The 21,546-nt window shown below is 48.8% G+C and carries 15 protein-coding genes and 1 pseudogene; 6 read left to right on the top strand and 10 right to left on the bottom strand.

Features of this window, described 5'->3' with window-relative positions:
- Positions 1–147 precede the first annotated feature (147 nt).
- Positions 148–2,508 carry a TonB-dependent receptor gene (locus EOV40_RS07080; protein WP_128105485.1) on the bottom strand — a complete coding sequence of 787 codons (2,361 nt, stop codon included), beginning with the start codon at positions 2,506–2,508 and terminating at the stop codon, positions 148–150.
- 300 nt (positions 2,509–2,808) lie between these two features.
- Between EOV40_RS07080 and EOV40_RS07075 the strand changes: the two genes are divergently transcribed.
- The 3 genes from EOV40_RS07075 (at position 2,809) to EOV40_RS07065 (ending at position 5,653) form a co-directional block, all read left to right on the top strand.
- Positions 2,809–3,399: a PadR family transcriptional regulator gene (locus tag EOV40_RS07075; RefSeq protein WP_128105484.1), complete on the top strand. Its 591-nt coding sequence runs from the start codon at positions 2,809–2,811 to the stop codon at positions 3,397–3,399.
- Between the two features lie 31 nt (positions 3,400–3,430).
- Positions 3,431–4,054 (top strand): O-methyltransferase, encoded by a 624-nt coding sequence (locus tag EOV40_RS07070; protein WP_208729312.1) that lies wholly within the window; start codon positions 3,431–3,433, stop codon positions 4,052–4,054.
- Between the two features lie 90 nt (positions 4,055–4,144).
- On the top strand, positions 4,145–5,653 hold the full coding sequence (locus EOV40_RS07065) for an MDR family MFS transporter (protein ID WP_128105482.1): 1,509 nt from the start codon (positions 4,145–4,147) through the stop codon (positions 5,651–5,653).
- Positions 5,654–5,706: 53 nt separating this feature from the next.
- Here the strand turns inward: EOV40_RS07065 and EOV40_RS07060 are convergent.
- Positions 5,707–7,355 (bottom strand): annotated as a pseudogene (locus tag EOV40_RS07060) (tannase/feruloyl esterase family alpha/beta hydrolase).
- Between the two features lie 158 nt (positions 7,356–7,513).
- Here EOV40_RS07060 and EOV40_RS07055 point away from each other — a divergent pair.
- Entirely contained in the window at positions 7,514–8,710 is a 1,197-nt protein-coding gene (locus EOV40_RS07055; protein WP_128105480.1) for a DUF3500 domain-containing protein, read from the top strand.
- A 23-nt stretch (positions 8,711–8,733) separates the two neighbouring features.
- Positions 8,734–9,252, top strand: a complete 519-nt coding sequence (locus tag EOV40_RS07050) for a hypothetical protein (protein ID WP_128106210.1) — start codon at positions 8,734–8,736, stop codon at positions 9,250–9,252.
- An 86-nt stretch (positions 9,253–9,338) separates the two neighbouring features.
- On the opposite strand, the gene EOV40_RS07045 is transcribed toward EOV40_RS07050, so the two are convergent.
- The 5 genes from EOV40_RS07045 to EOV40_RS07025 form a co-directional block, all read right to left on the bottom strand.
- Positions 9,339–11,780: a TonB-dependent receptor gene (locus EOV40_RS07045; protein WP_087652000.1), complete on the bottom strand. Its 2,442-nt coding sequence runs from the start codon at positions 11,778–11,780 to the stop codon at positions 9,339–9,341.
- 267 nt (positions 11,781–12,047) lie between these two features.
- On the bottom strand, positions 12,048–14,537 hold the full coding sequence (locus EOV40_RS07040; RefSeq protein ID WP_128105479.1) for a phosphocholine-specific phospholipase C: 2,490 nt from the start codon (positions 14,535–14,537) through the stop codon (positions 12,048–12,050).
- A 29-nt stretch (positions 14,538–14,566) separates the two neighbouring features.
- Positions 14,567–15,682 carry a purine nucleoside permease gene (locus EOV40_RS07035; RefSeq protein WP_128105478.1) on the bottom strand — a complete coding sequence of 372 codons (1,116 nt, stop codon included), beginning with the start codon at positions 15,680–15,682 and terminating at the stop codon, positions 14,567–14,569.
- A 2-nt stretch (positions 15,683–15,684) separates the two neighbouring features.
- On the bottom strand, positions 15,685–16,515 hold the full coding sequence (locus tag EOV40_RS07030) for a ribonuclease T2 family protein (RefSeq protein ID WP_128105477.1): 831 nt from the start codon (positions 16,513–16,515) through the stop codon (positions 15,685–15,687).
- 36 nt (positions 16,516–16,551) lie between these two features.
- Complete coding sequence (locus EOV40_RS07025; RefSeq protein WP_128105476.1) at positions 16,552–17,322, bottom strand: acid phosphatase; 771 nt, start codon at positions 17,320–17,322, stop codon at positions 16,552–16,554.
- Positions 17,323–17,470: 148 nt separating this feature from the next.
- Here EOV40_RS07025 and EOV40_RS07020 point away from each other — a divergent pair, with 148 nt between their 5' ends.
- Positions 17,471–18,565, top strand: coding sequence for an NAD(P)H-dependent flavin oxidoreductase (locus tag EOV40_RS07020; protein ID WP_128105475.1), 1,095 nt, complete (start codon positions 17,471–17,473; stop codon positions 18,563–18,565).
- On the opposite strand, the gene EOV40_RS07015 is transcribed toward EOV40_RS07020, so the two are convergent.
- The 3 genes from EOV40_RS07015 to EOV40_RS07005 are packed head-to-tail and all read right to left on the bottom strand — an operon-like array spanning position 18,560 to position 21,544.
- Positions 18,560–19,540: an ABC transporter ATP-binding protein gene (locus EOV40_RS07015; protein ID WP_128105474.1), complete on the bottom strand. Its 981-nt coding sequence runs from the start codon at positions 19,538–19,540 to the stop codon at positions 18,560–18,562. The two genes, EOV40_RS07020 and EOV40_RS07015, sit on opposite strands and share 6 nt — an antisense overlap.
- Entirely contained in the window at positions 19,537–20,568 is a 1,032-nt protein-coding gene (locus EOV40_RS07010; protein WP_128105473.1) for an ABC transporter ATP-binding protein, read from the bottom strand. The genes EOV40_RS07015 and EOV40_RS07010 overlap by 4 nt, the downstream gene beginning before the upstream one ends.
- A 1-nt stretch (position 20,569) precedes the next feature.
- Positions 20,570–21,544 carry an ABC transporter permease gene (locus EOV40_RS07005; RefSeq protein WP_128105472.1) on the bottom strand — a complete coding sequence of 325 codons (975 nt, stop codon included), beginning with the start codon at positions 21,542–21,544 and terminating at the stop codon, positions 20,570–20,572.
- Between the last annotated feature and the right edge of the window lie 2 nt (positions 21,545–21,546).

Genomic DNA, 21,546 nt, shown 5'->3' with positions numbered 1-21,546 from the left:
GAGGTTGAATGGAAAATAACGCAAACAACCTGCAAAAATAGAAAGATCAGATATTTCTGGAATAACTGTATGAAACAGAACGGCTCTGCGCATTACTTTTAAGAAACAGAGCGCAGAGCCGCTTAAATATTATAGTGATGTATGGAATTAAAAATCAGCAGAAAGAGTAGCAGTGACCACAAACGGAGAACCGATAACGTAGGTGGGCTGTGAACCAGACAGGCTTTTGCCCGTAAGCACACCATGCTGTGTTTTGGCGTTTGTTGTATAACCATACATTGAAGACAGATAGTGGTTATCGCCAAGGTTTACGAGGTTCAGCTTGATTTTAGGAGAGACGTGGCCAATTTGCGGCAAGCGTCTGCCAAAGCCAAGGTTGGCCGTAACGTAACCGGGAATGCTCTGGTCGTTCATAAGCGTGGCGTATTGGGTGCCAGTATATTGCAGCGTAAAGTTGCCGAACCATTTGCCATCATTATAAGTCAGCCCCAATGAGCCTGAGAATTGGGGTGCGCCAACTTCTTGCTTGCCCTTTGTTGCAAGATAATCTCCTGCATAGGCAATGTTGTTTCCGTTTTTAGTGTGCATATACTGGCCAGATGCATAAGCACTAACGTGGTGCCAGGGGCGCGAGGCAAGTTCAGCCTGAATACCATAGGCCTCCATGCCACCGGCGTTGATCAACTGTGAAATTGTTGATGTTGAGCCCGGTTCATAGCTTACAGCCGAAACCTGATGGTTGGTTACGTTATAATGAAAGCCGGCCAGATTGGCCATAAACAGGCCGCTGTAGCGATAGCCTATTTCTTCCGTAATCATGTATTCCGGCTTGTAATCAGACATCGGGAGAGATGTCGCCTTGCCATTGTTGTAGCTGTAAGAGGCAAGCTGTGAACTCAGCCCCGCTGGCAAGTGGTAACCGGTTGTGCCGTTTACATAGATCTGATGGTTCGGATTAAAGCGGTAATTGATAAGCACCTGTGGTGAGGGAACAAACACGTTTTTAATGGATTTGCTTGCCGTTACGCCTGGTAGATCCTGGGTGTATTGGCGGTTAGCCATGACCATTCTAATGCCACCATCAATAGTCAGGCGGTCATGCAGGAACGACATTTTGTCGTCCACGGCAAAGCTATTCAACTGCTGTAAGGCGTTTTCATTATCTTCGTTAATAAGCAGACCGCCGTTGGCTGTAAGGGGGGCGCCATTGGAGTTCCAATGCCCACTGCCATTCACAGGGTAAAACTTCTGGGAGGCTGCTTCCTGAGCGTAAGAATACCAATAGGTAAAGTTAAGCGTATTGAACTTATGCTTCCAATGTCCGGTAAGCGTTAAGCCGGAGGAAATTGTATACCAGTCTGAAACTTCAACAGATGTTAATTTGCTTACGGATGGATCATATCCAGGCAGGTTTTTATAATCATCAAGATGTGCGTATTTTTCTGCCCCCGCGTAACCATTAGCAACGGGCACAGTTTCTCCGTAATAATAAGGACCATGAAATTCAACAGAATAGGCCTGTGCATCCAGGCTCAGGCCATGGCCAAAGCTGAAATGGTTTTTTAATGTGCCATAAATAGCCCCGGTATTTTTGCCGTTAAGCCCAACGTAGTGCGTATCGCCGTTGTAATACTGGTTGTTCAGGCCGTATTTTGTGCCGTAGGTTTTCCAGTTCGCCAAGGAGGGGTAAAGCCATTCACCTTGAGCGGCATCGGTAAAACCAAAAATGGCCTCTGAATGGCTACCGGGTGCCCAGCTTTTTGTAAGCGCTGCATCCACATGCCATTTGCGGATATCACCAGCACCACGCCACATATCACTCCGTGCGTAGGAACCTGATACAAAACCCCGTACGCCGGAATGCCCGATTTCTCCCGTATCGTAGCGGATAAAGTCTTTGTTGGTGCCGTAAGACCCACCAGAGGCTGCAACATGCACATTCTGGCGATCCATCGGGTGGCGCACGGTGGCGGAAACTTCAGCGCCTGTTGCGTTGTAGGTTGGTGAATTAATGTCCACCGAACCCTGCATTACATTCACCTGTCCCATATTCTCACTATCAACGAGAGAAGGGGTATAGGTGCTGTAGGTAAATGGGTTGGCTGCGGGCATACCTTCAAGCGTGACACCAATTTCTGCCTGCGCCATGCCACGAATATGAATGGTAGAAAATGACGTGGTGAGAGGACCTTCACTGGCAGAAACGACACCGGGCACTGTCTGGATCAGTGACTCAATTGTGGAGGTGGGGGACTGCATTTCGATATAGCTATGGGAAAGTGAGCTTATCGTTTTGGCAGATGTCTGTTTTACCATCATGCCGCCGCCTGCAGTCTTGCGCGAGACGACGTCAACATTCTCATCCTTAGCTTTCGGCAATTTGGCCGATTTTTTTGCGGCAAGGGGAGCGTGATTTTTATGTTTATCGGGGTTGCTGCTCGCTTTGGCTACGGTTGCGGTGTTTTGAGCAAATAAACAAACTGTGCTCAGGATAAGGAACTTTTTCATTGCGGTGTCTCATCTCCCCATAAGGCGCCGCAACCTATCCGACTTTTCTTGTATGTTTGATAACCATTGTAAAAATTCATTTATATTACGCAGAGTATTCACAAAACATTCATGGATTTTCTAAAAAACGGGAGTTTTGTGTATATGGCAAAATATTGCCTTCTTGTGTTTTGCCTTATTTGTGTGCTTGCGCGCGTGTTCAGATTGCTTCTGTGAATAGGGTAGGAGGCAAAAAGAGACTCTAAGATATATATTCCGATATATCTTGACATCAGATATATCGGAATATATATCGGAATTATGAAACACAGACATAAACATGCAGGCGGTCGTAACCGCCAGGTTTTCTCCCCTGAAGGAACAACTGGTTCTGGAGGGAAACATCGCCACCAACATGGTCGGGGTGGAGGCCGACGCGGTGGCCGTGGCAGGCTTTTTGATTATGGCGAAATTCGCCAGCTGGTTCTGAAGATGATTTCAGAAAAACCGACTTATGGTTATGAACTTATCAAGGATATCGAAGAAAAATTTGCGGGAAGCTATACCCCAAGCCCCGGCGTTATTTATCCTACCCTCACGTGGTTGGAAGAAGCAGGGTATATCCGCCCATCTGAAGGGGAAAGCCGTAAAAACTACCAGATAACGCCAGAAGGTGATGCGTTTCTGTCTGCCAATCAGGCCGGGTTGGAGGAAATCCTTTCTCGCGCAGCTGCGGCGGAACCTGAAGGAAGGGGAGGGCGTAAGAATATTCCCATGCCTGTGATGCGCGGCATGGAAAACCTGAAAACGGCCTTGCGTCTTCGGTTGCGTAACGGAGGGCTTGATCTGGCCGCAGAAGAAAAAATTGCAGCATTATTAGATGAGGCCGCACGGGGTATTGGGCAGGTTTAAAGGCGTAAGCTGCAACACAGTAAGGGGAAAGATAATCATGGATGACAAAATTCAGGCAGTTCTCACCCTCTATCATGAACGTATGCAGCAAGAACGCAGCCAGCCGCGTGTGGAAGCACCCGGCGGGCGTGATGGAGGGCATGACCAGCGCATGCGCTCCATCGGCCCGGAAACAGGGCAATTGCTGAATATTCTAGCCAAGAGCCTGAAAAACCCAACCATTCTGGAACTCGGCACATCCTTTGGGTATTCTGGTATCTGGCTTGCTGAAGCTGCGCGTGCTGTGGGCGGCAAGCTGATTACGATGGAACTGCATGAGTATAAATCTGCTTATGCTCAACAAATGGCGCAGCAGGCAGGCTTGGCGGATTGGATAGATTTTCGCGTAGGTGATGCCGTGCAGATGATTAATGATCTGAGCGGAAAAGTAGATTTTGTTTTTGTTGATCTTTGGAAAGATCTTTATGTACCTTGCCTAAAGGCGTTTTATCCACGCCTTAACCCCGGTGCAATTATTGTGGCGGATAATATGATCCGCCCCGGCACAGAAGATGTAAAACGCTATGGGCAGGCCATACGCGCATTACCCGGCATTTCGAGTGTTTTGTTGCCAGTTGGGACGGGTATAGAGGTAAGCTGTTTTGAAGCGGAGTAAAGCTCTGGTGAACAGGTTTTACATCATGGGCTGCTCATAATACCTGTTACCCAACTTATGATCTATTTTTGATAGTTACAGGACCTTTACGTGCAGTCATCTTCTGCGGCGGAAACCTCATCTGCCTATTCTCCCACTACGCGAATTCTTGTGTTTATCGGTCTTATCATGACCATGATTATGGGGGCGCTTGATCAGAGCATTGTTTCAACGGCTCTGCCAACCATTGTAAGTGATCTTGGTGGCTTGGCCCATATGTCGTGGGTGGTTACGGCGTTTATGTTAACCTCCACCATTGCAACGCCTATGTATGGCAAACTGTCTGATATGTTTGGCAGGCGGCCATTGCTGGCGTTTAGTATTGGGGCCTTTTTGTTTGCATCGCTTCTGTGCGGGATCGCGCAGAATATGTGGCAGCTTATTTTGTTCAGGGGCTTGCAAGGTGTTGGGGCAGGTGGGCTGATGACCCTGTCACAAACCGTTATTGGCGATATGGTAACGCCCCAACAACGTGGCCGTTACCAAGGGCTTTTTACCGGTGCTTTTGCTGTAAGCAGTGTTACAGGGCCATTTTTAGGTGGTGTGCTCACAAGCGCGCTTTCATGGCGCTGGGTGTTTCTTGTAAATCTGCCTATTGGGCTGCTGGCTTTTGCGTTAATTATGTTCAGCCTGCCTGCGGGGCGGTCTGAAGCCAAACCTCAGATTGATTATCTGGGCGCTGGGTTGCTGAGTATTGCAACAGCAGGCTTTCTGCTTCTGTTCAATTCTGTAGGTACATCTCTGGCTTGGACATCTCCGTTAACCTTCCTGCTATTTGGCTTGAGCCTTGCTGTTTTTTATCTTTTTATTCGGCAGGAAAAGCAGGCTCCAGAACCGCTTATAAATCTTGGGTTGTTGCGCATTGCCAATTTTTCCGTTTGCGTTGCCGCAACGGGTATTATGTCCTTCGCCATGATGGGATCACTGGTTTTTCTGCCTTTATACTACCAACTTGTTCTGGGGCAGACACCGGCAACCTCTGGCCTGATGATGCTGCCGCAAGTTGGCACTATGCTTGTTAGCTCCATATTGGGTGGGATAGTTTCCTCCAAAACGCAGCGTTACGAGCTTTTGCTTGCGATAGGCGTGGGTATTGAGTTTTCAGCGCTCAGCCTGATTGCGTATTGTGCACATCATGGCGCACCGCCTCTGTTCTTTCTCATCAGCCTTGGCTGTTTGGGGGTAGGCATGGGTATTGGTATGCCTAACGCCACCGTTATTATCCAAAACTCGGTGCCAAGTAATGCTCTGGGTATTGCTACGGCTATGATGTCTTTTATCCGTTCATTGGGTGGATCTTTGGGGGTGGCGCTATCTGGAGGGGTTATGGCGCTTACGCTGCAACATCAGTTGCAAGCGATGGCAGACAAAATTGATATTTCTGCATTTCTGGAAAAAGGTATGGTGGCTCTTCAGGCTCTTTCTCCAGCAATGCATGTGCAAGTGACTGAAGCATATAAAGGTGCCATTAGCGCCAGCCTGAGCGTAAGCAGCAGCTTTATGTTCTTGGCTTTTTTAATGGTTGTTGGGCTGATGATACGCAAAGTAAGGTCAAGCTAGAAAGCATTATCAACACACAAAAAGGCCCGGCATGCACCGGGCCTTTTTTATGCTTATTTGCTCTGACTATCAGGGGCAACACAGGTAAAGCTGCTGGCGTCATCCATATTGCCATGCCCATCATACCGGGCAACTTTGGGCCAAGCGCAGAGGGGGCGCGTGCGCACAACCTGGCCATTGCTCACGCGGGATGCCACAATTGTTTCAGGGGCCTGCTTGTTGCTTACCCAGTTATCAATGGCACCAAGCTTGCTGAATGTGTCACACCCTGCGCCACCGTAACAATGGCCCATACCGGGAATGGTAATCAGCCTAACATCGTTCTGATATTCTGGTCCGGCATTGTGTTGGAGAGACTGATAATAACCAGCCAACTGTTCAGGGTTATGGCCATCATTCCAGCCAATATACATCAGCAATCGGCCACCATGCTGGAAGAACGGGGTGAGGTTATCATCAACATGCAAAAGGGGGCCAACTTTGCGAGTGGCTTCCTCTATATCGGTATCCCATTTCAGGGTTGTCCAATCCCAATTTAGGTTCTGGAAAGCTGCATATTTGAAAAGATCCAACGCAACAGGAAAGGCTTTGCCATCGGCAGAAAAGCCATCCTCGCTGCCTTTTGCGGGACCAGGAAAAATTACCTCATGCGTTTGCGGGTTTACCGGCCCCTGATAGATGTTTTTGGCCGCCTGAACTTCATTTGCCGTCAGGCAGGATGAGGTATCATTCCCTTTGCACAAAAGCTGATCTGGGGTGAATGTGCATTTATCTGGCTCATCCAAAAAGCCTTGTTTTTTGCCAACAGGTGAAGCGCAGGCGTTCATGACCGCCGTGTTTAACAGACGAAACTTATCGCGTGATACACGCAAGGCCGGATTGTGATAGCTCATCCAGCCCGCCCAGAGTTGCTCGGCATTAAAGTTCACAATCGGGTTGGGGGGCGCACCAGCAACAATACCATCGTAATCTTGCGGGTATCTCTTTGCTTCAATCAGCCCTTCAAGGCCACCAAGTGAGCAGCCTATCCAGTAAGCATGGCTGGCAGGTTTTTTGTAAAATGCTTCAATAAGTGCTTTGGCCGTGGTGGTCATTAAATGATCAGCGCGGTAAGCGTAATCAATCAGTTTTTCTGGGTGGCCAAGTGTAAAGCGGCCGCCTTGGCCTTCCGGGGTTGAGCTATCATGCCCCGTATCGGTGCTGGTTACGGCATAACCTTCTCCCACACCTGTTGCCATGCCGTAATACATGAGAGAGCCGGCCCAGCCAAAATTGCCAACGCCCAACAATTTACCATTCCAGCCTTTAAGGGGCAGCCAGACTTCTGTGCGGATATGTGAATCAGCAGAGGGGTGCAGGGTCATGGCCACACGGCAGAAAGCCGGGTTAGGGGCCTGTGTAGGGTGCCCCGCCACATTCATGCCCGGAGCAGACATAATGCGGCTGAGTTGATTTTGCGGCGGTTGCCATTTACCGGCCTGCACAACTTCCACAGTGGTAAATGTTGTATCTGGTAGAGCTTGATGCGCGAGTTCTGCGCAGCTTGTGGCATGGGCTATGTGCGGAAGCATGAGCGTTGCCAAGGTAGCTCCCGTTATACAAAGGGAAAAACGGCGGGGGAATGCCGTTAACAGCGCTGAAAGTGGGTGCGGATAAGGCATGAGAAAACCTGCAGAAAGGTGACACAATAATAGGGTACCATGCGCCAGACAGCTTTTAAGTGGCACTCGCGTGGCGATTGATAACATTCTGGACGGGAATAGAGGGAAAAGGAAACCCTCTTGAGCCAAAAGTAAGGTCCATGCAGTGTTGATGATAAAAGAGAATGATATCTGACCCAAAGGGTAAAGCAGAAAACGTATGCGAAAAATTTTTGGTATAGTTGGTGGATTGTTAAGTGTGGTGCCTGCAGTAGCACAAACTTCTGCGCCACAGGTGTCACCTGCTTTGGTGCGTGCGGATGAAACAGCAACCGCCCAGCAGACCCATGCTGTGGTTATTGCTGCGCAGTCTTTTCTGTCCACTTTAGATGCGCAGAAACGTGCAGCTGTAGAGTTGCCTTTTACTATACAGAAGTCTGCCACACTTGCGCGTTTTCGGCGGAGTGCTCCAAATCAGCCTGTGCAGCCCGTAACAGATGCGCAAGCACATCAACCAACAGTCCGGGGGCCGGGTATGGGGCCGCCGGGTGGTTTTGTTGGTGAACGTTATGGTGCATCAGTATGGTCTAACTTTCCGGTTAGTGATGTGCTGCGCCCCGGTTTGCAAATGGGGCAGCTCACAGCTATTCAGCAGACTGCCGCGCTGCATTTATTGCAGACGGTTCTAAGCCCTAAAGGTTACCAGAAGGTTCTGGATATCATGGGGGCTGATCAGGCATTGGCCGATAGCGGAACGCCTTTTGCTTCAGGCAAGGCAGTTTACACCATAGCTATTTTTGGTGACCCATCAGAAACAAAGCCATGGATGATCCAGTTTGGTGGGCATCACCTTGGTTTGAATATTGTTATTGATGGTGAGCATGGGGCAATGACACCTACCTTAACAGGCGCGCAGCCCGCTGTTTATACAGCTAATGGCAAAGTGATACGTGTTCTGGCTGGGGAGAATGACCGTGCTTTTGCGCTGCTGGATGCGCTGGATGCAAAGCAACGTCAGCAAGCCATTTTACCCTACAAAGTAGAAGATCTGGTGCAGGGGCCAGGCCATGATGGTGAAACCATTGTTCCCGAAGGTATAAAGGGCTCTGCTCTTACAGCCATGCAGAAAGAACTGCTTATGGCAGTGATTGGAGAATGGGCGGGTATTATAAATGATACTTATGCGGCACCTCGGCTAAAGGAGATTAGAGAAGGCCTGAACGATACATGGTTTGCCTGGAGCGGCCCAACAACACATGCGCTAGGCCGCAATGGGTCATCCTATTATCGTATTCAGGGGCCACGTCTGCTAATTGAGTTTTCACCACAAGGGGTAGGGGACGACCCAACCATGCATGTGCACACGGTGTATCGTGATCCCACCAATAATTACGGCAGCCGGTATACTGCGCAGTGAAACCAAAATTATCCTTCTTGCTTATGCTGGCAGGGCTCACAGCTTTTGTGGTTCCGGCATGGGCGCATCGTCTGGATGAATATTTGCAGGCCACAGTTATTGATGTTTCGAGGCAAGAAATAGATGTTGTTTTGCGTCTTACGCCGGGAGTAGATGTAGCATCTCAAGTTCTGCGCCAAATTGATGCGAATGGAGATGGCAAACTTTCTGCTCATGAACAGCAGCTGTATGCTCACCATACCGTAAGCCAGGTGTCTTTAATGCTGGATCATACGTATCTTTCCCTCAAATTGAGAGACTATGTATTTCCGAGTGTTGAAGAACTACGTGCAGGAAGTGGCACGATAAACTTGCATCTTGGGGTGCAGGCTATTCTTGAGCCCGGGAAACATCAGTTGAGATATAATAATCAGGGAGCAGGACCAGATACTGTTTATTTGGTAAATGTGCTGCTTCCGCATGATGCAGCCGTTCATATACAGAGCCAAAAACGATCATTCAATCAGGCTGTTTATGATCTGGACTTTAGTGTTGATCAGTAGGTGCTCTTTATAGAAAGGGATATCCTGCGTTTTTAGGTGCATCGTGCAAAATATCAGCAGGATATCCCAAGTGTTATAATGCTATATTAAAAGTCTACGCTTGCTCCCCCCATAACCATAAAGGGTGCTGCAATAGAAAAGGTGCTGCTTCCGCCTTTAATGCTGGTGCCATACATACCGGTAGTGGCCAGAGCATTTGCGGCGGTGCCATTTACGTAGCCCAAGTAATGTCTGTCTGTAATGTTACGCAGGTTCAGCTTGAGAGTTGGAGCCTTGAAAACCCCCATATCTGGAAAGCGATAGCCTACATTGATGTTCATGGTCAGATAGCCGGGAATGTGCTGATCATTCACAAAGGTTGAATACTGTTTGGCAACGTATTTCAGGCTGTATCCACCAAATAGATGCCCATCATCGTAATCAAGATTAAGGGCAAATTGGTATTTGGGTGTCTGGGGCGCAAATTTGCCTTTACTAAAAACAAAATCTCCACCGCTGCCAGCTGCAACGTTACTATCTGTTCGTGCATTTATGTATTCGGCTGAGAAATACGGGCGGATGTGGTACAGAATAGGCCGTGTGCCAATTTCAAAATCAACACCATCGGCATGAGAATTCCCGCCATTAAAGCTGCGGCTATAATAGTTGCCGTTCGGCATAACAACAGTTTGCTGATAAAGGCGGTTGGTGAAGTTGTAATGGAAATAAGAAACAGAGCTCATGATTGTTGGGCCCTGATACCGCCATCCGAATTCTTCCGAAATTGAGATTTCCGGCTTCATGTTCGCATTGGCGCGCGTAGAATATCCCACACCAGGTGTAAAAGTTCCTGAATCATACAGGGATGTATTCATCGGAATGCGGAAGTTTGTGGTGGAAGATGCAAAAAGCTGGTTTTCATCATTAATTTTGTAGCGGATAGAAGCGGCAGGCAAAGGCTGCTGCCATGAACCGTTTATGTATGGGCCAGTGGATGTATCGGGCAGAAAGTTATGGCCTTGGCGGTTTACTACGGCATATTTCAGGCCGGCTTCCAAGTTAAGGCGGTTATTAAGTAGGGAAAGACTATCTACAATAAACATGGTGTGGATGCGCGTTTGTGTCAGCGTATCACGATACTGAGCAGTTACACCATTGGAAAGAATAAGGTTTTGGCCACCACCTAGCAGATCGTCCGGTTTGCCTGTCTCATTATCAACCAAGCTAAATGGACCGGTCTGAAGCTGCTTTGAATACTCAAACCAATACCCAACAGTTAGCCGGTTAATGCCTGTGTGCAAGGTCAGCTTGGTTACAGACCCCGGGCGGTAGGTTTGGGTGTTGGACGGATTATATAGCAGCAGAGACTTGGTGTTGGAGGCATTATATGGGCCAATAGAACCCGTAAGTGTTTCATTCCCATATTGCTGAGAGGTCAGGCTTTCACTGTAAGCGCCGCCACCATTGCCATTACCGTACCAAAAATAAGGTGTTTCCGTTAAGGTGAGGTTGTCTGTAAGCGTAAAGGTAGAAGGTGCGCTGGCATAAATGTTGGTGAACGGATTACGGTGTAGTTGGTAATAGTTTTTGCTGGGGTTTTTGGGGTCCCATTTTGATTCATAGGCGTTATGGATGCCTTTTTGCTGCCATGTATCCATATACGTGGTGGGAAACAAAACGCCGGTAGACTGGTTGCCAACCAGAGAGAAGGACACGATATTGCCTTGTCCCCATTCACTCATCCATTTTGTTTCACCGTGCATTTTGTTCTGCCCGCCTGGCCCACGCCAGGAATGTTCAGTTGCATCGGAAAATGAGACAAAGCCTTTTACATTTGTATTGCCAACGTATCCTGTGTCCAGCCGTCCGAAAATACGGCGTGCATTATAGTTGCCGTAAGAACCAACAATCTGGCCGCCCAGTTTATCCTTGGGGTTGCGCAGATACATGTTAACAGCGCCGCCTGTTGCATTAAGGTGAGGGCTATCCAGATCTGCAGAGCCCTGTTCTACATTAATCGTTCTTAAATTTTCTGGATCAACAATTTCTTGCGGATACACGGCATAGTTGCCGATATCGTTAATAGGAAAGCCTTCAAGTTCAAAACCAATCTGGTTTTCTGTCAGGCCTCGCATACTCATATGCCCACCCGAAAGCCCCATTGGGTCTGTGGATGTGGTGTTTACGCCGGGCAGAGATTCAATAAGCTGCATGGGGTTTAGGCCGGCAGCCTGCTTTGCAATATATTCCGCTGTAACAGTAGAGCGAGATTTAGGGGCATCTTCCTTAATCATAAGGCCGCCACCTACAGCACGATGGCGCCCACCATGTACTTCCAGTTTTTCTGCGGCCTGATCTGTTGGAGCTGTCGCGCCCATCATGGAAGGCAGTGTAACAGTAGCTTTTTTGGGCGCCGCTTTTGCGTGCTGAGATGCCTTTACTGTAGAGGTTTCTGCCTTGGCTGTAGGAATATTTGCTTCCCATGCATAGGGAATGGCAATTCCGACAAGCGTCGTGCATACGAGAGACTTTCGGAAGCAGGAAGGCATAGAAAGACCTTTTAGTGAATTGAAGACCAGTTGTTGAGAACAGGTCCGTTTCTAAATGGTATTGTTGTGGTTTGGGTGTGAAGGTTTTGTTATTTGTATTTTCAATATGTAATATAATATAAATATTTATATGTCATTATTTTGTAACATTATGCGTGATTGAAATTATTCTTGCGCTTTGAAGCCCCATAAAAATTAAGGGCGTTTGCATGGCTGAATATGCAAACGCCCTAAGATATAAATCTCTATAGAAGAATGAACTATAACTTACTGTATCAGCCCCATTGCTGGGTCTGTAATGCTATGGTGCCCATTATCAACGTGCCCGGCAAAAACATAAGAAAACTCAGGTTCCTTAGGTGTTGTCAGCGTTAAATCATACCACATGCTGGAGTGTGCAAGAGATAGCTCCTGCTTAATGCTGCCATGGGCGGGAACGTGCAGAACATGCAAAGATGGATGCTCTGGCACATTGCAGTGAATTTCCAATGGCTCGTGACCCATATTTTTTAGGCAGAGAAGAATGCTTTCCTTGCCGGACGGCATATATTTACATTCAGCCAAAAGCTTTATGCCGTTCTTACGCCCGGTGAATTTGCGGTAGAAACCATTGGGAGCATGTACGGATACATTATAAATATTATTATCAGATAAACCACTATCAACATTAACAGCCATATTATCTCCGGCAGCTACAGCGTAGGTGCTGGAGCGCATGCCACCTTCTTGCTGTATGTTATGGCTATAAACATTAAAAGGTGCGCCAGATGAAAGATGTTTGTGTACTTTGGTGCCCGCTTGCAAATGTAAGGTTATGGTTTGTCCATCTGCGCCTAGGCCGCCATCACAATACAGTTCGTAGGGTAGGGCACAGGCAGGGCGTGTTCCTGGTTCCTGTTTTACATATTGCTGTATCTGCCCAGGATTATTTTTGATCTGCGTAATTTCTGTTTCTTCAAGAGATTTAAAGCCACTGGGCATAGGCCGGTAGCGTGCATCTTCAATAACTTCCAGATGCTTGTCTCTTTCAATAAACGGAAGCTGCGGGGCTGTGCCATCATAGGGGCGGAAGCAGGATGTCAGATCCCCACTAATGGCACGACGCCATGGAGAAATATTTGTTTCGGTAATCTTTTTACCAAACTTACCTTCAATAAATTTCTCAAGAAACTGAAGAGTAGAGCTGTGCTCGAACAGTTGAGAATTAACCCATCCGCCACGGCTCCATGGAGATGCAATAACCATGGGAACCCGAAAGCCCAGACCAATAGGGCCGCTACGGGCCAACGTAGATGGTACGCCCATAACTTCTTCATCTTTGGCGTAAGTGTATTCCAGACCATCTGGACCAATGCTGGTGGAAGATTTGCCAGTTTCCGGACGTTTAGGGTCTGGTGCGGTGAAGGAGCAGCAATGGTCAAAGTAGCCGTCATTTTCATCATAAGTCATAATGAAAATGGTTTTTTTCCAAACTTCCGGGTTTTCTGTCAGAATATCCATAACTTCTGATACAAACCATGCGCCATACCAAGGTGAAGCTGGATGATCAGAGAAATGTTCCGGCGCGGCTAACCACGAAACGGTGGGGAGTTGGCCATCCTTCACATCCTTACGGAATTGGTAAAGGATATCTCCTTTGGGGGCATCCATATGGCGCGTATTGGGGCCATCAGAAAATGTTAGCGTTTCAAGTGTTCTATAATTTTTGTCTGCTTTGTTGGTTACAAAAGCGCGTTCAAACAGGCTGCGTTCTGCCGGAGTAAGTTGTTCTACCGTTCTAGTAGCGGTATCACGGCGGCGTTTAAGAACCGCTAGCAAAGCATTGGCTTCAGCTAATTGTTCTTCACGTTTTTCCGAAACAAGCCTCTCTTCTGTCTGAAGTTTTTCAATATGTTTTGAACAGGCTTTTATGCGTTCATCTACCCATTCATGAAATCTGGGGTTGGCTGAAGTGTTGTATTTTTCAAAGCATTCTAAAATATTCAAGGCAAAGTTAGAAAGCCAAGCGCGCTCTTTTTCATCCAAGCCGCCAACCTGGTCTGTTTCATTTTGGTAGACTTTCCATGAAACGCCAATTTGTTCCAGTCTTTCAGGAAATGTTGTCCATGTCAGGCCAGATTTCAGAATTTCTGGGTTGCGCATGTAAACTGTGGAATCTGTGCTTTGTTTATCACGCACTGTACCGGTCCAGAACACCAGTCGGTTCGGGCAGGTGCTTGTCATCACACCGCAGTAATTTTGATCACAAACAGTAAAAGCATCTGCCAATGCATAGTAAAACGGCAGGTCTTCGCGTGTATAGTATCCCATGGTCATGGGATAATGTTCGTATTTCTTGTAATGAGATTTTTTAACGTCCACCCACCGGTCATGGTGTCCGTTGTTCCACGCATCCACCTGGCTTTCACGCGAGTGGGGGATGGAGCCCATCCATGTAATGCGTGTATCGTGGATGTTCAGGCGCCAAGGTACATAGGTTTGCCCTTCTGTGCTGGATTGTACAAATACCGGGTTGCCATTGGGCTGCCGCATGGCTCGTGGGTCGTTAAACCCACGCACGCCCTGCAATGTACCATATAAATGATCGAACGACCGGTTTTCCTGCATCAGAATGACAATATGTTCTGCATCCTGATATGTCGTTCCCGGATCGGGGGAAATGGCAAATGCCCGGCTGATGGCGGAGGGCAACATACCCGCCGAACCAGCAGCCCCGGAAAGGAACGCATATTTCAGAAAATTACGACGTGTCGTCATGTCTCGATCCTGTCAGATACGTAAAACGTCTAATGAGAGGGAATGGTATTTTCGTAATGGTCCCAGTGCGTCGCTATTTCTTTTACAACAGCACTTCCAGTCTGGTACGCAGCATCCAGAGCAGGTAGAAACCCGGAAAAACCAGATTCTTTAGTTTCAGCCTTAAGCAAATTTGCTGCCGTTTGTCTCGGTGGGGGCATGTCAAAATTACTACCAGCACGCAAAACCAGAATACGGTTCATATCAACACGGCCAGCACGTGCTTGCAGGGAAAGAGCCTGCAGCATGCCAATTTCTTCTTCTGCCGTTGTTGCAAAAACGCCTTGGTTTTCGGTCCAATATTTTACCCAGCGTTCTGCCCACGCATTCATCCGCTTGCCAACCCAGAAGGTTTCAGATGCCAAGGTGTCTCCCACCATGACCTGCGGAGGCATTTGCGCGTGTAGGTATCCCTTGTATCGGTGACGGTTGGCTTGCAGGGCAGGCGTATCCGTTAAGGGTAGTGAGCGCGTAAGTTGGTATGCCCATGCAACCAAATTGGGGTTAAGCGTATAAACCATATCACCCCACTGGGAATGTAGAGCGGGGAGGGGATGAATGTTGGGGCCAGCACCTTGAATGGGCACCAGTTCATCTTGCCAGTCTTTGGGCATTTCACGGGCATCAATCATATGGGCCAGGCCGCCATTCACGGCGTATCGCGCCCATACGGCAGATCCAGCGGAGCCAAAATTGGGGTTTATGCCGCCAATACCGGCCAAAATAAAATAGGCTTTGCGTAGGTCAAATCTTGGATCAAGCACAAGGCTGGTCATGGTAGAGGCCATATGTTCCGGGCCTTCTCCAGCAACCACACCCAGAACCTGAAGGTTTGGATTATAGCGCATAACGCCATGATCTGTAGCGGGGGCAGAAATTTCCTGATTAAGGGGTAGTTTTTCTACCCAATTCTGAAATTCGCCCGGAGTATCACCGGTATCCTGGCCGAGTTCAAAAGTAGTAACAACAACCACCCTAACCGGAATTTTCTGTTCCTCTGCTTTTGCGGGTAAAATCGTCCCCATAAAAGAAGTGAGGAGAGAAAACGTAATTCCGGCAGAAATTAAGGAGCGGATGCCATTTTTGTTAGGGAAAAAGTTTTGCATTTTCAAAGTGCAGCCTTTGTTGGGATGGAACTTGCTGTTCCTTTTATAGTATCCCAATTTGGCAGCAGAAAATGCGTAGGGCAGTTATCTTGTTCCCACGGGCTGCTTGTAAAGGATGAGGCGTGAGGGAACTCACCAAGTTTTGCAGGCTTAAGCGCAAACCATAGTTGCGCTAAAACCATGCGCCCTGTTGAATCTTTGTTGCATTGAAACTGCAAACCTTTTTCTGGCAGAGGTCCTGTATCGGTTTGAATAAGTGTTTGCAGTTCGGATTTGGAAATAACCTGTCCTGCTTTGGCCGTTATCTGGGTAGATGCTGGTAAAGCTGCAAATCTGTCGCGCAATGTGGCGGCTACAGTAAAAAATTGTTCGGCGTTCATGCCAAAGCAACTCGCATGTTTGGTGTATTCATGCGCGACCAGATCAGACGGAAGATGCGCCACAACGCTGGAAAGTCGTATAGATAGGCCAGAACTTAAGGCTGGCACTGTGGGCGTAGAGGCCGCATCTGCATAGATGCTACAACCTTTCTTCCACCAGATTGTCACATCCTGATGGTTTTTGATCAGATCCGATGGGCGAGAGGCCCACAAACCATGCAAACCGATAAGCGGCGTTTGGGGCTGGTCTGATTTGCATGTGTTTTGGCCGTGTAGAAGGCAAAATCCCGGCTGCCACGTAAGCGCCAGCGTATAATGCTTGAAATCTCCATGGCGCGGGGCCTGAATAGCGAGATGATCTGGTGCTTCAGAAGTGATTGGCAAGGAATGCTGTGCGCAACCTGCCAGTGCCAAAAGCAGCAGGAAAGGCAACGCAGGTAAGCGGCAACTCATGAATATCCAGGTCCCGGAAACAGAAAATATAGATTATTAAAAAACGTCTTGTGCTGCTTGCTGCTCTACAGCGCACGCTTTTGCGTCTGGTTCTGTTTTTGCGTTACGCAAGGCAAGCAGTTCCTGGCGAACTTTTGCCATTTGCTGCGTAAATGCGGGTTGTTCCTGAAGAGCCGCAAACATGGCGCTTCCGTTCATGTAGCCAGCTTGTACGTCGCTTTTCCAATGTACACCGCAGACAATACGGCTTTCACCAAATATACGGCCACGCTGCATGATCTGTGTTGCACGATCGGGCAGAGCGCTGGCAAGAATGGATGCTGTGAGCCACCCCCACGTTGTATGGCCAGAGGGATAGGCATAGCTGTTATCAAGCCCATCTGAATGTGCTGTGCAGATGTCTTTATTTGTTCCAACAAACGGTCTGCGCCGCTTCCAGAAGTCTTTTTCGTTTGAAACATCTTGCTCTACAGGTTGTGCGAGCGAGGTAAGAAGATTGACCATGGCGGGGAGTTTGGCCGGATCCAGTTCAAACCCAGCGGCGCATGAAAAATCTTTGATGACGTGGGATGGGTTAAGGTTGGCGTCATTCTGGGCCAATTTCCAGCGCGCTTTATCTTTCAACCCTCGTGTTTTTTCAAAAGCCCGCAAGTCTGCCTGTTGCGCGGGTTCTTCAGCCTGTGGTGGGGGGGGCAAAAATGCGCGCCCATCCGGTAGGGTAAACTGTTGTGCCTGTGCGGTGTATCCAAAAAGGCTGCTCGCTAAGGAAAGGCTTGCGGCATAAAAAAAGGCGTTACGAAAACGCATAGTAACTTATTCCCACATCAATCGTCATACTGGCGCATAAGTTACCTGCATTTCACAGTTTAAACTGTGACGATTGCATGAAGATCGTGGAGAATGTGTTTTGTAAAATACAGTGCCATGCTGCAAAAAAGAATAGAAAGATAAACAGATGCCAAATGACACATTTGTTGAGCAGTTAGGGCTTGCCTTGCCAGTTGTTCAGGCACCTATGGCAGGAATAAGCACTGCTGAGATGGTTGTTGCCGCCAGTAATGCAGGTTTTTTAGGCTCTCTTGGTGCAGGCATGATGTCTCCAGCAGAAATTGAGACGTCTCTCCGGCAGATTAAATCTGAAACAACAGCCGCTTTTAACGTTAATCTTTTTATTATTGATCATCTGCCAGAGTATCAGCTTTCTGCAGAAGATATTTTGTTTTTGCGTCATATCTACGAAGTAATGGAATTAGATTTTATTTTACCTCAGCAATATGCTCCATCTTTTTATGAGCAATTTGAGGTTCTGCTTCACGCCAAGCCGCCTGTTGCAAGCTTTACATTTGGTATTCTTACACAGGAACAGGTTTCCAAGTTGCATGCACAAGGCATTTTTGTATGTGGCACGGCAACAACCAGTGCAGAGGCACGTGCATGGGCAGACGTTGGAGCAGATGCGGTGTGTGCCCAAGGCATAGAAGCAGGAGGGCACCGCGGAAGCTTTCTCTCTGATGGTAAAAATGGCGTTGGGTTACTTCCTCTTATGCGGGAGGTTGTAAAAGAGATCTCAATTCCAGTTATTGCCGCCGGGGGCATCATGGATGGAGAAGGTATAGTGGCGGCCATAAGCATGGGTGCTCAAGCTGTGCAGATGGGCACGGCATTTCTTGGTTGTTCTGATGCAGTTTTGGCCCCGGCGTATAGAAAGACCCTTGCTCAGCACTTGCCTGCTGAGAGCACTGTATTGACCAATGTTTTTTCAGGTAGGTTTGCGCGCGGCATACGTAATCAATTTATTGAAGAATATGGAAGTTCCCAGCCGCTTCCTTATCCTATCCAGAATGCCTTAACTCAAGCATTACGCAAGAAGGCTGCGCGAGATGGAAACGCTGAAAACATGTCTTTGTGGGTCGGACAAGGGCTTAGGTTGATACGAGATGTTTCTTTCATGGAGTTGGCGCATGTTTTACAGGATGAAATCCGTAGCGTGGTAGAAAAAGTAAATGCGGCCTTATCTGTTACAATGCACTGTGGACGCGGCGGCTCATAACGGAAAATGGCAAGCGACTTCATGCCCATTGTGACGAATGGGGCGTAAAGCAGGATCTTCCTGCTTGCAGCGTGTTTGCATATAGGGGCAGCGTGTATGAAAACGGCAGCCACTTGGGCGGTTAATGGGGCTGGGCACATCCCCCTGCAAAGGCATTGGGCGTGCCAGCCCTGTAACAGGCCGAGGGATGGCAGCAGTAAGAGCGGCTGTATAAGGGTGCGCTGGTGTATGCAGCACGCTATCGGTATCACCAATTTCTACAATGCGCCCCAGATACATGACAGCCACCCGGTTTGATATCTGGCGTACAACAGCCAGATCATGGGCTACAAAAATATAGGTAAGCCCAAGTTGTTTTTGTAAGTCAGCAAACAGATTGATGATCTGGGCCTGAACCGAAACATCCAAAGCAGATACAGGTTCATCAGCAACAATCAGCCGGGGAGAAAGAGCTAATGCACGTGCAATGTTAATGCGTTGGCGTTGGCCCCCAGAAAATTCATGCGGATACCGTGCTAGTGCAGTGGTGGGTAGGTTCACCAGTTGCATAAGTTCGTGCAAACGTGCCGTGATTTTGGCAGAGGAACGCTTTCGGCCTTTGGTATCGGGGTGAACCTTAAGGGGTTCGGCCAGCAAGTCTCCTATTCTTCGGCGAGGGTTCAGGCTGGCGTAGGAATCCTGAAAAACCATCTGCATGCGTTGGCGTAAAGGGCGCAAAGTGCGTTCGGGCAGATGCGTGATATCACGCCCCTCAAACACAATTTGGCCGTTTGTGGCTGGTGTCAGCCTGAGCAGGCAGCGACCTAAGGATGATTTTCCACATCCAGATTCACCCACAATGCCCAGCACTTCCCCTGAGTGAACGGAAAAGGAAACACCATCTACAGCCTTCAGTTCCTGCCTGCGGGGTAGGCGATATGTTTTATACAGATCGCGCACCTCCAGAATGGGAGATAATGTTGCAGACGTTTTCATGGCCGGAGATGTTCCTGTGCAGTTGCATCGCTCAGGCGTGGCGGCAAAGGTTTACCTTCCTGCGGGAGAACACAGGCTGCAAAATGGTCTGGGCCCGTTTGGACGTAAGGCGGTAATGCTGCTGTGCAGGCTGTATGCGCGTACTGGCAACGTGGTGCAAAAGCACATCCTGCCGGGCGGTTTTGTGGAAGTGGAGGAGAACCTGCAATAGCAGGCAAACGCAATGGCCGAGGACCATCCAATGGTGGAATAGAAGCCAGAAGCCCGGCTGTATAAGGGTGAGAAGGGGATGCGAACAAGGCAGATGTCGGCCCATATTCTGCAACACGGCCAGAATAGAGCACCATGGTGTTATCGCAAGTTTCTGCCACTACACCCATGTCATGCGTAATAAGTAAAATGGATGAGTGGTGCGTATCTCGCAGGCTGCGTATCAGTTCCAGTATCTGTGCCTGTACCGTAACATCCAGCGCAGTGGTGGGTTCGTCTGCAATCAGAAGCGAAGGGTTGCACGAAAGGGCCATGGCAATCATGGCGCGCTGACGCAAGCCCCCTGATAGCTGGTGCGGATAGCGATTAGCTGTGCGTTCAGGGTCTGGCACGCCCATATCACCCAGTAGTTTTACAGTGCGGGCACGGGCTTGTTTGCGAGAAACACGTTCGTGGGCGCGTATCTGCTCATCAATCTGCCAGCCTATTGTGTAAACGGGTGTAAAGGCTGTCATCGGGTCCTGAAAGATCATGGCAATTTCTTTGCCACGCAGGCGCCGCAGCTTTTTTTGCGGTATTCCTACCAGTTCCTGCCCCCGAAAGTAGACAGCACCTGTTACTTGCACACCGGGGGCATCAATCAAGCCCATAAGCGCCAAAGCTGTAACAGATTTGCCGGACCCGGATTCACCTACCAGCCCCAGAATTTCCTGATGGTTCAAGGTGAAGGAAACACCATCCACAATTGGAATCATCTGCCCACGGGCCGGAAAACTCACCCGTAGATCGCGCACATCCAGCAGGGCTTTGGGTGGCATGTCAGCGAGCATCGCGCACTCGAGGGTCAAGCAGAAGGTAGATCATATCCACTGCCGCATTTGCCAGCACAACAAATACTGCAGAATACATGACGGTAGCCATAATAAGGGGTAAATCCAGATTGGTAAGAGCCTGGTAGGTGAGGCGCCCGACACCGGGCAGGCCAAAAACCACTTCTGTCAGCAAAGCGCCCCCTCCGACCAACTGGGCAAAATCCATGCCGAATAGGGATACAAAGGTGACCATAGCGGTGCGCAGCCCGTGCCGGATAAGAATACGGGAGGGAGAAAGCCCCTTGGCGCGGGCTGTGCGTATAAAATCTTCACCAGAGAGCGCGACAAGATCAGCTCGCAGCACCCGGCTGTAAACGCCAATAAACAAAACAGCCAAAACAACCCACGGAATAATCAAGGCTTTAAACCAGCCCCAAGGGTTTTGTGTAAGCGGCACATAGCCCAGAGCCGGAACCCAGGAAAAAAGCCATGTATCGTGGTAACGGTTCTGTGTAATCAGGTTTGCGACTTGCCCAAGCCAAAAAACGGGTATGGAAATACCAACTAACCCGAGCATCATGAGCGTACGGTCAACCCATGTGCCTTTCAGGGCAGCAGCCAAAGTGCCCATGGCAATGGAAAACACAACCCAGATCACGGCTGCACCACACACCAAGGAAACTGTCACCGGGGCTGCGCGTGTAATTTCGGGCACCACCAGTTCGCCTCTATCTGCGTAAGAGGCCAGATCCTGCGTGATGAACAACTTTTTCATCATGATGGCATATTGAACGGGCAAAGGGCGATCAAACCCGTATTCTTGCCGCACTTTCTGCATCGTCTGGGGTGATGCGTTTTTACCAGCAATACGGGCGGTAGGGTCTGCGCCCGGTGTGGCAAAAAACACAGCAAACACTAGCGCAGAAATACCAAACAGCACAAAAACTGTTTGTCCCAAGCGGCGGAGGGCGGCCATCAACATGC

This window comes from Acetobacter oryzoeni (assembly GCF_004014775.2).
GTDB lineage: Bacteria > Pseudomonadota > Alphaproteobacteria > Acetobacterales > Acetobacteraceae > Acetobacter > Acetobacter oryzoeni.
Note: the sequence above shows the minus strand (reverse complement) of the source record. Positions and strands in the feature narration are given on the sequence as shown.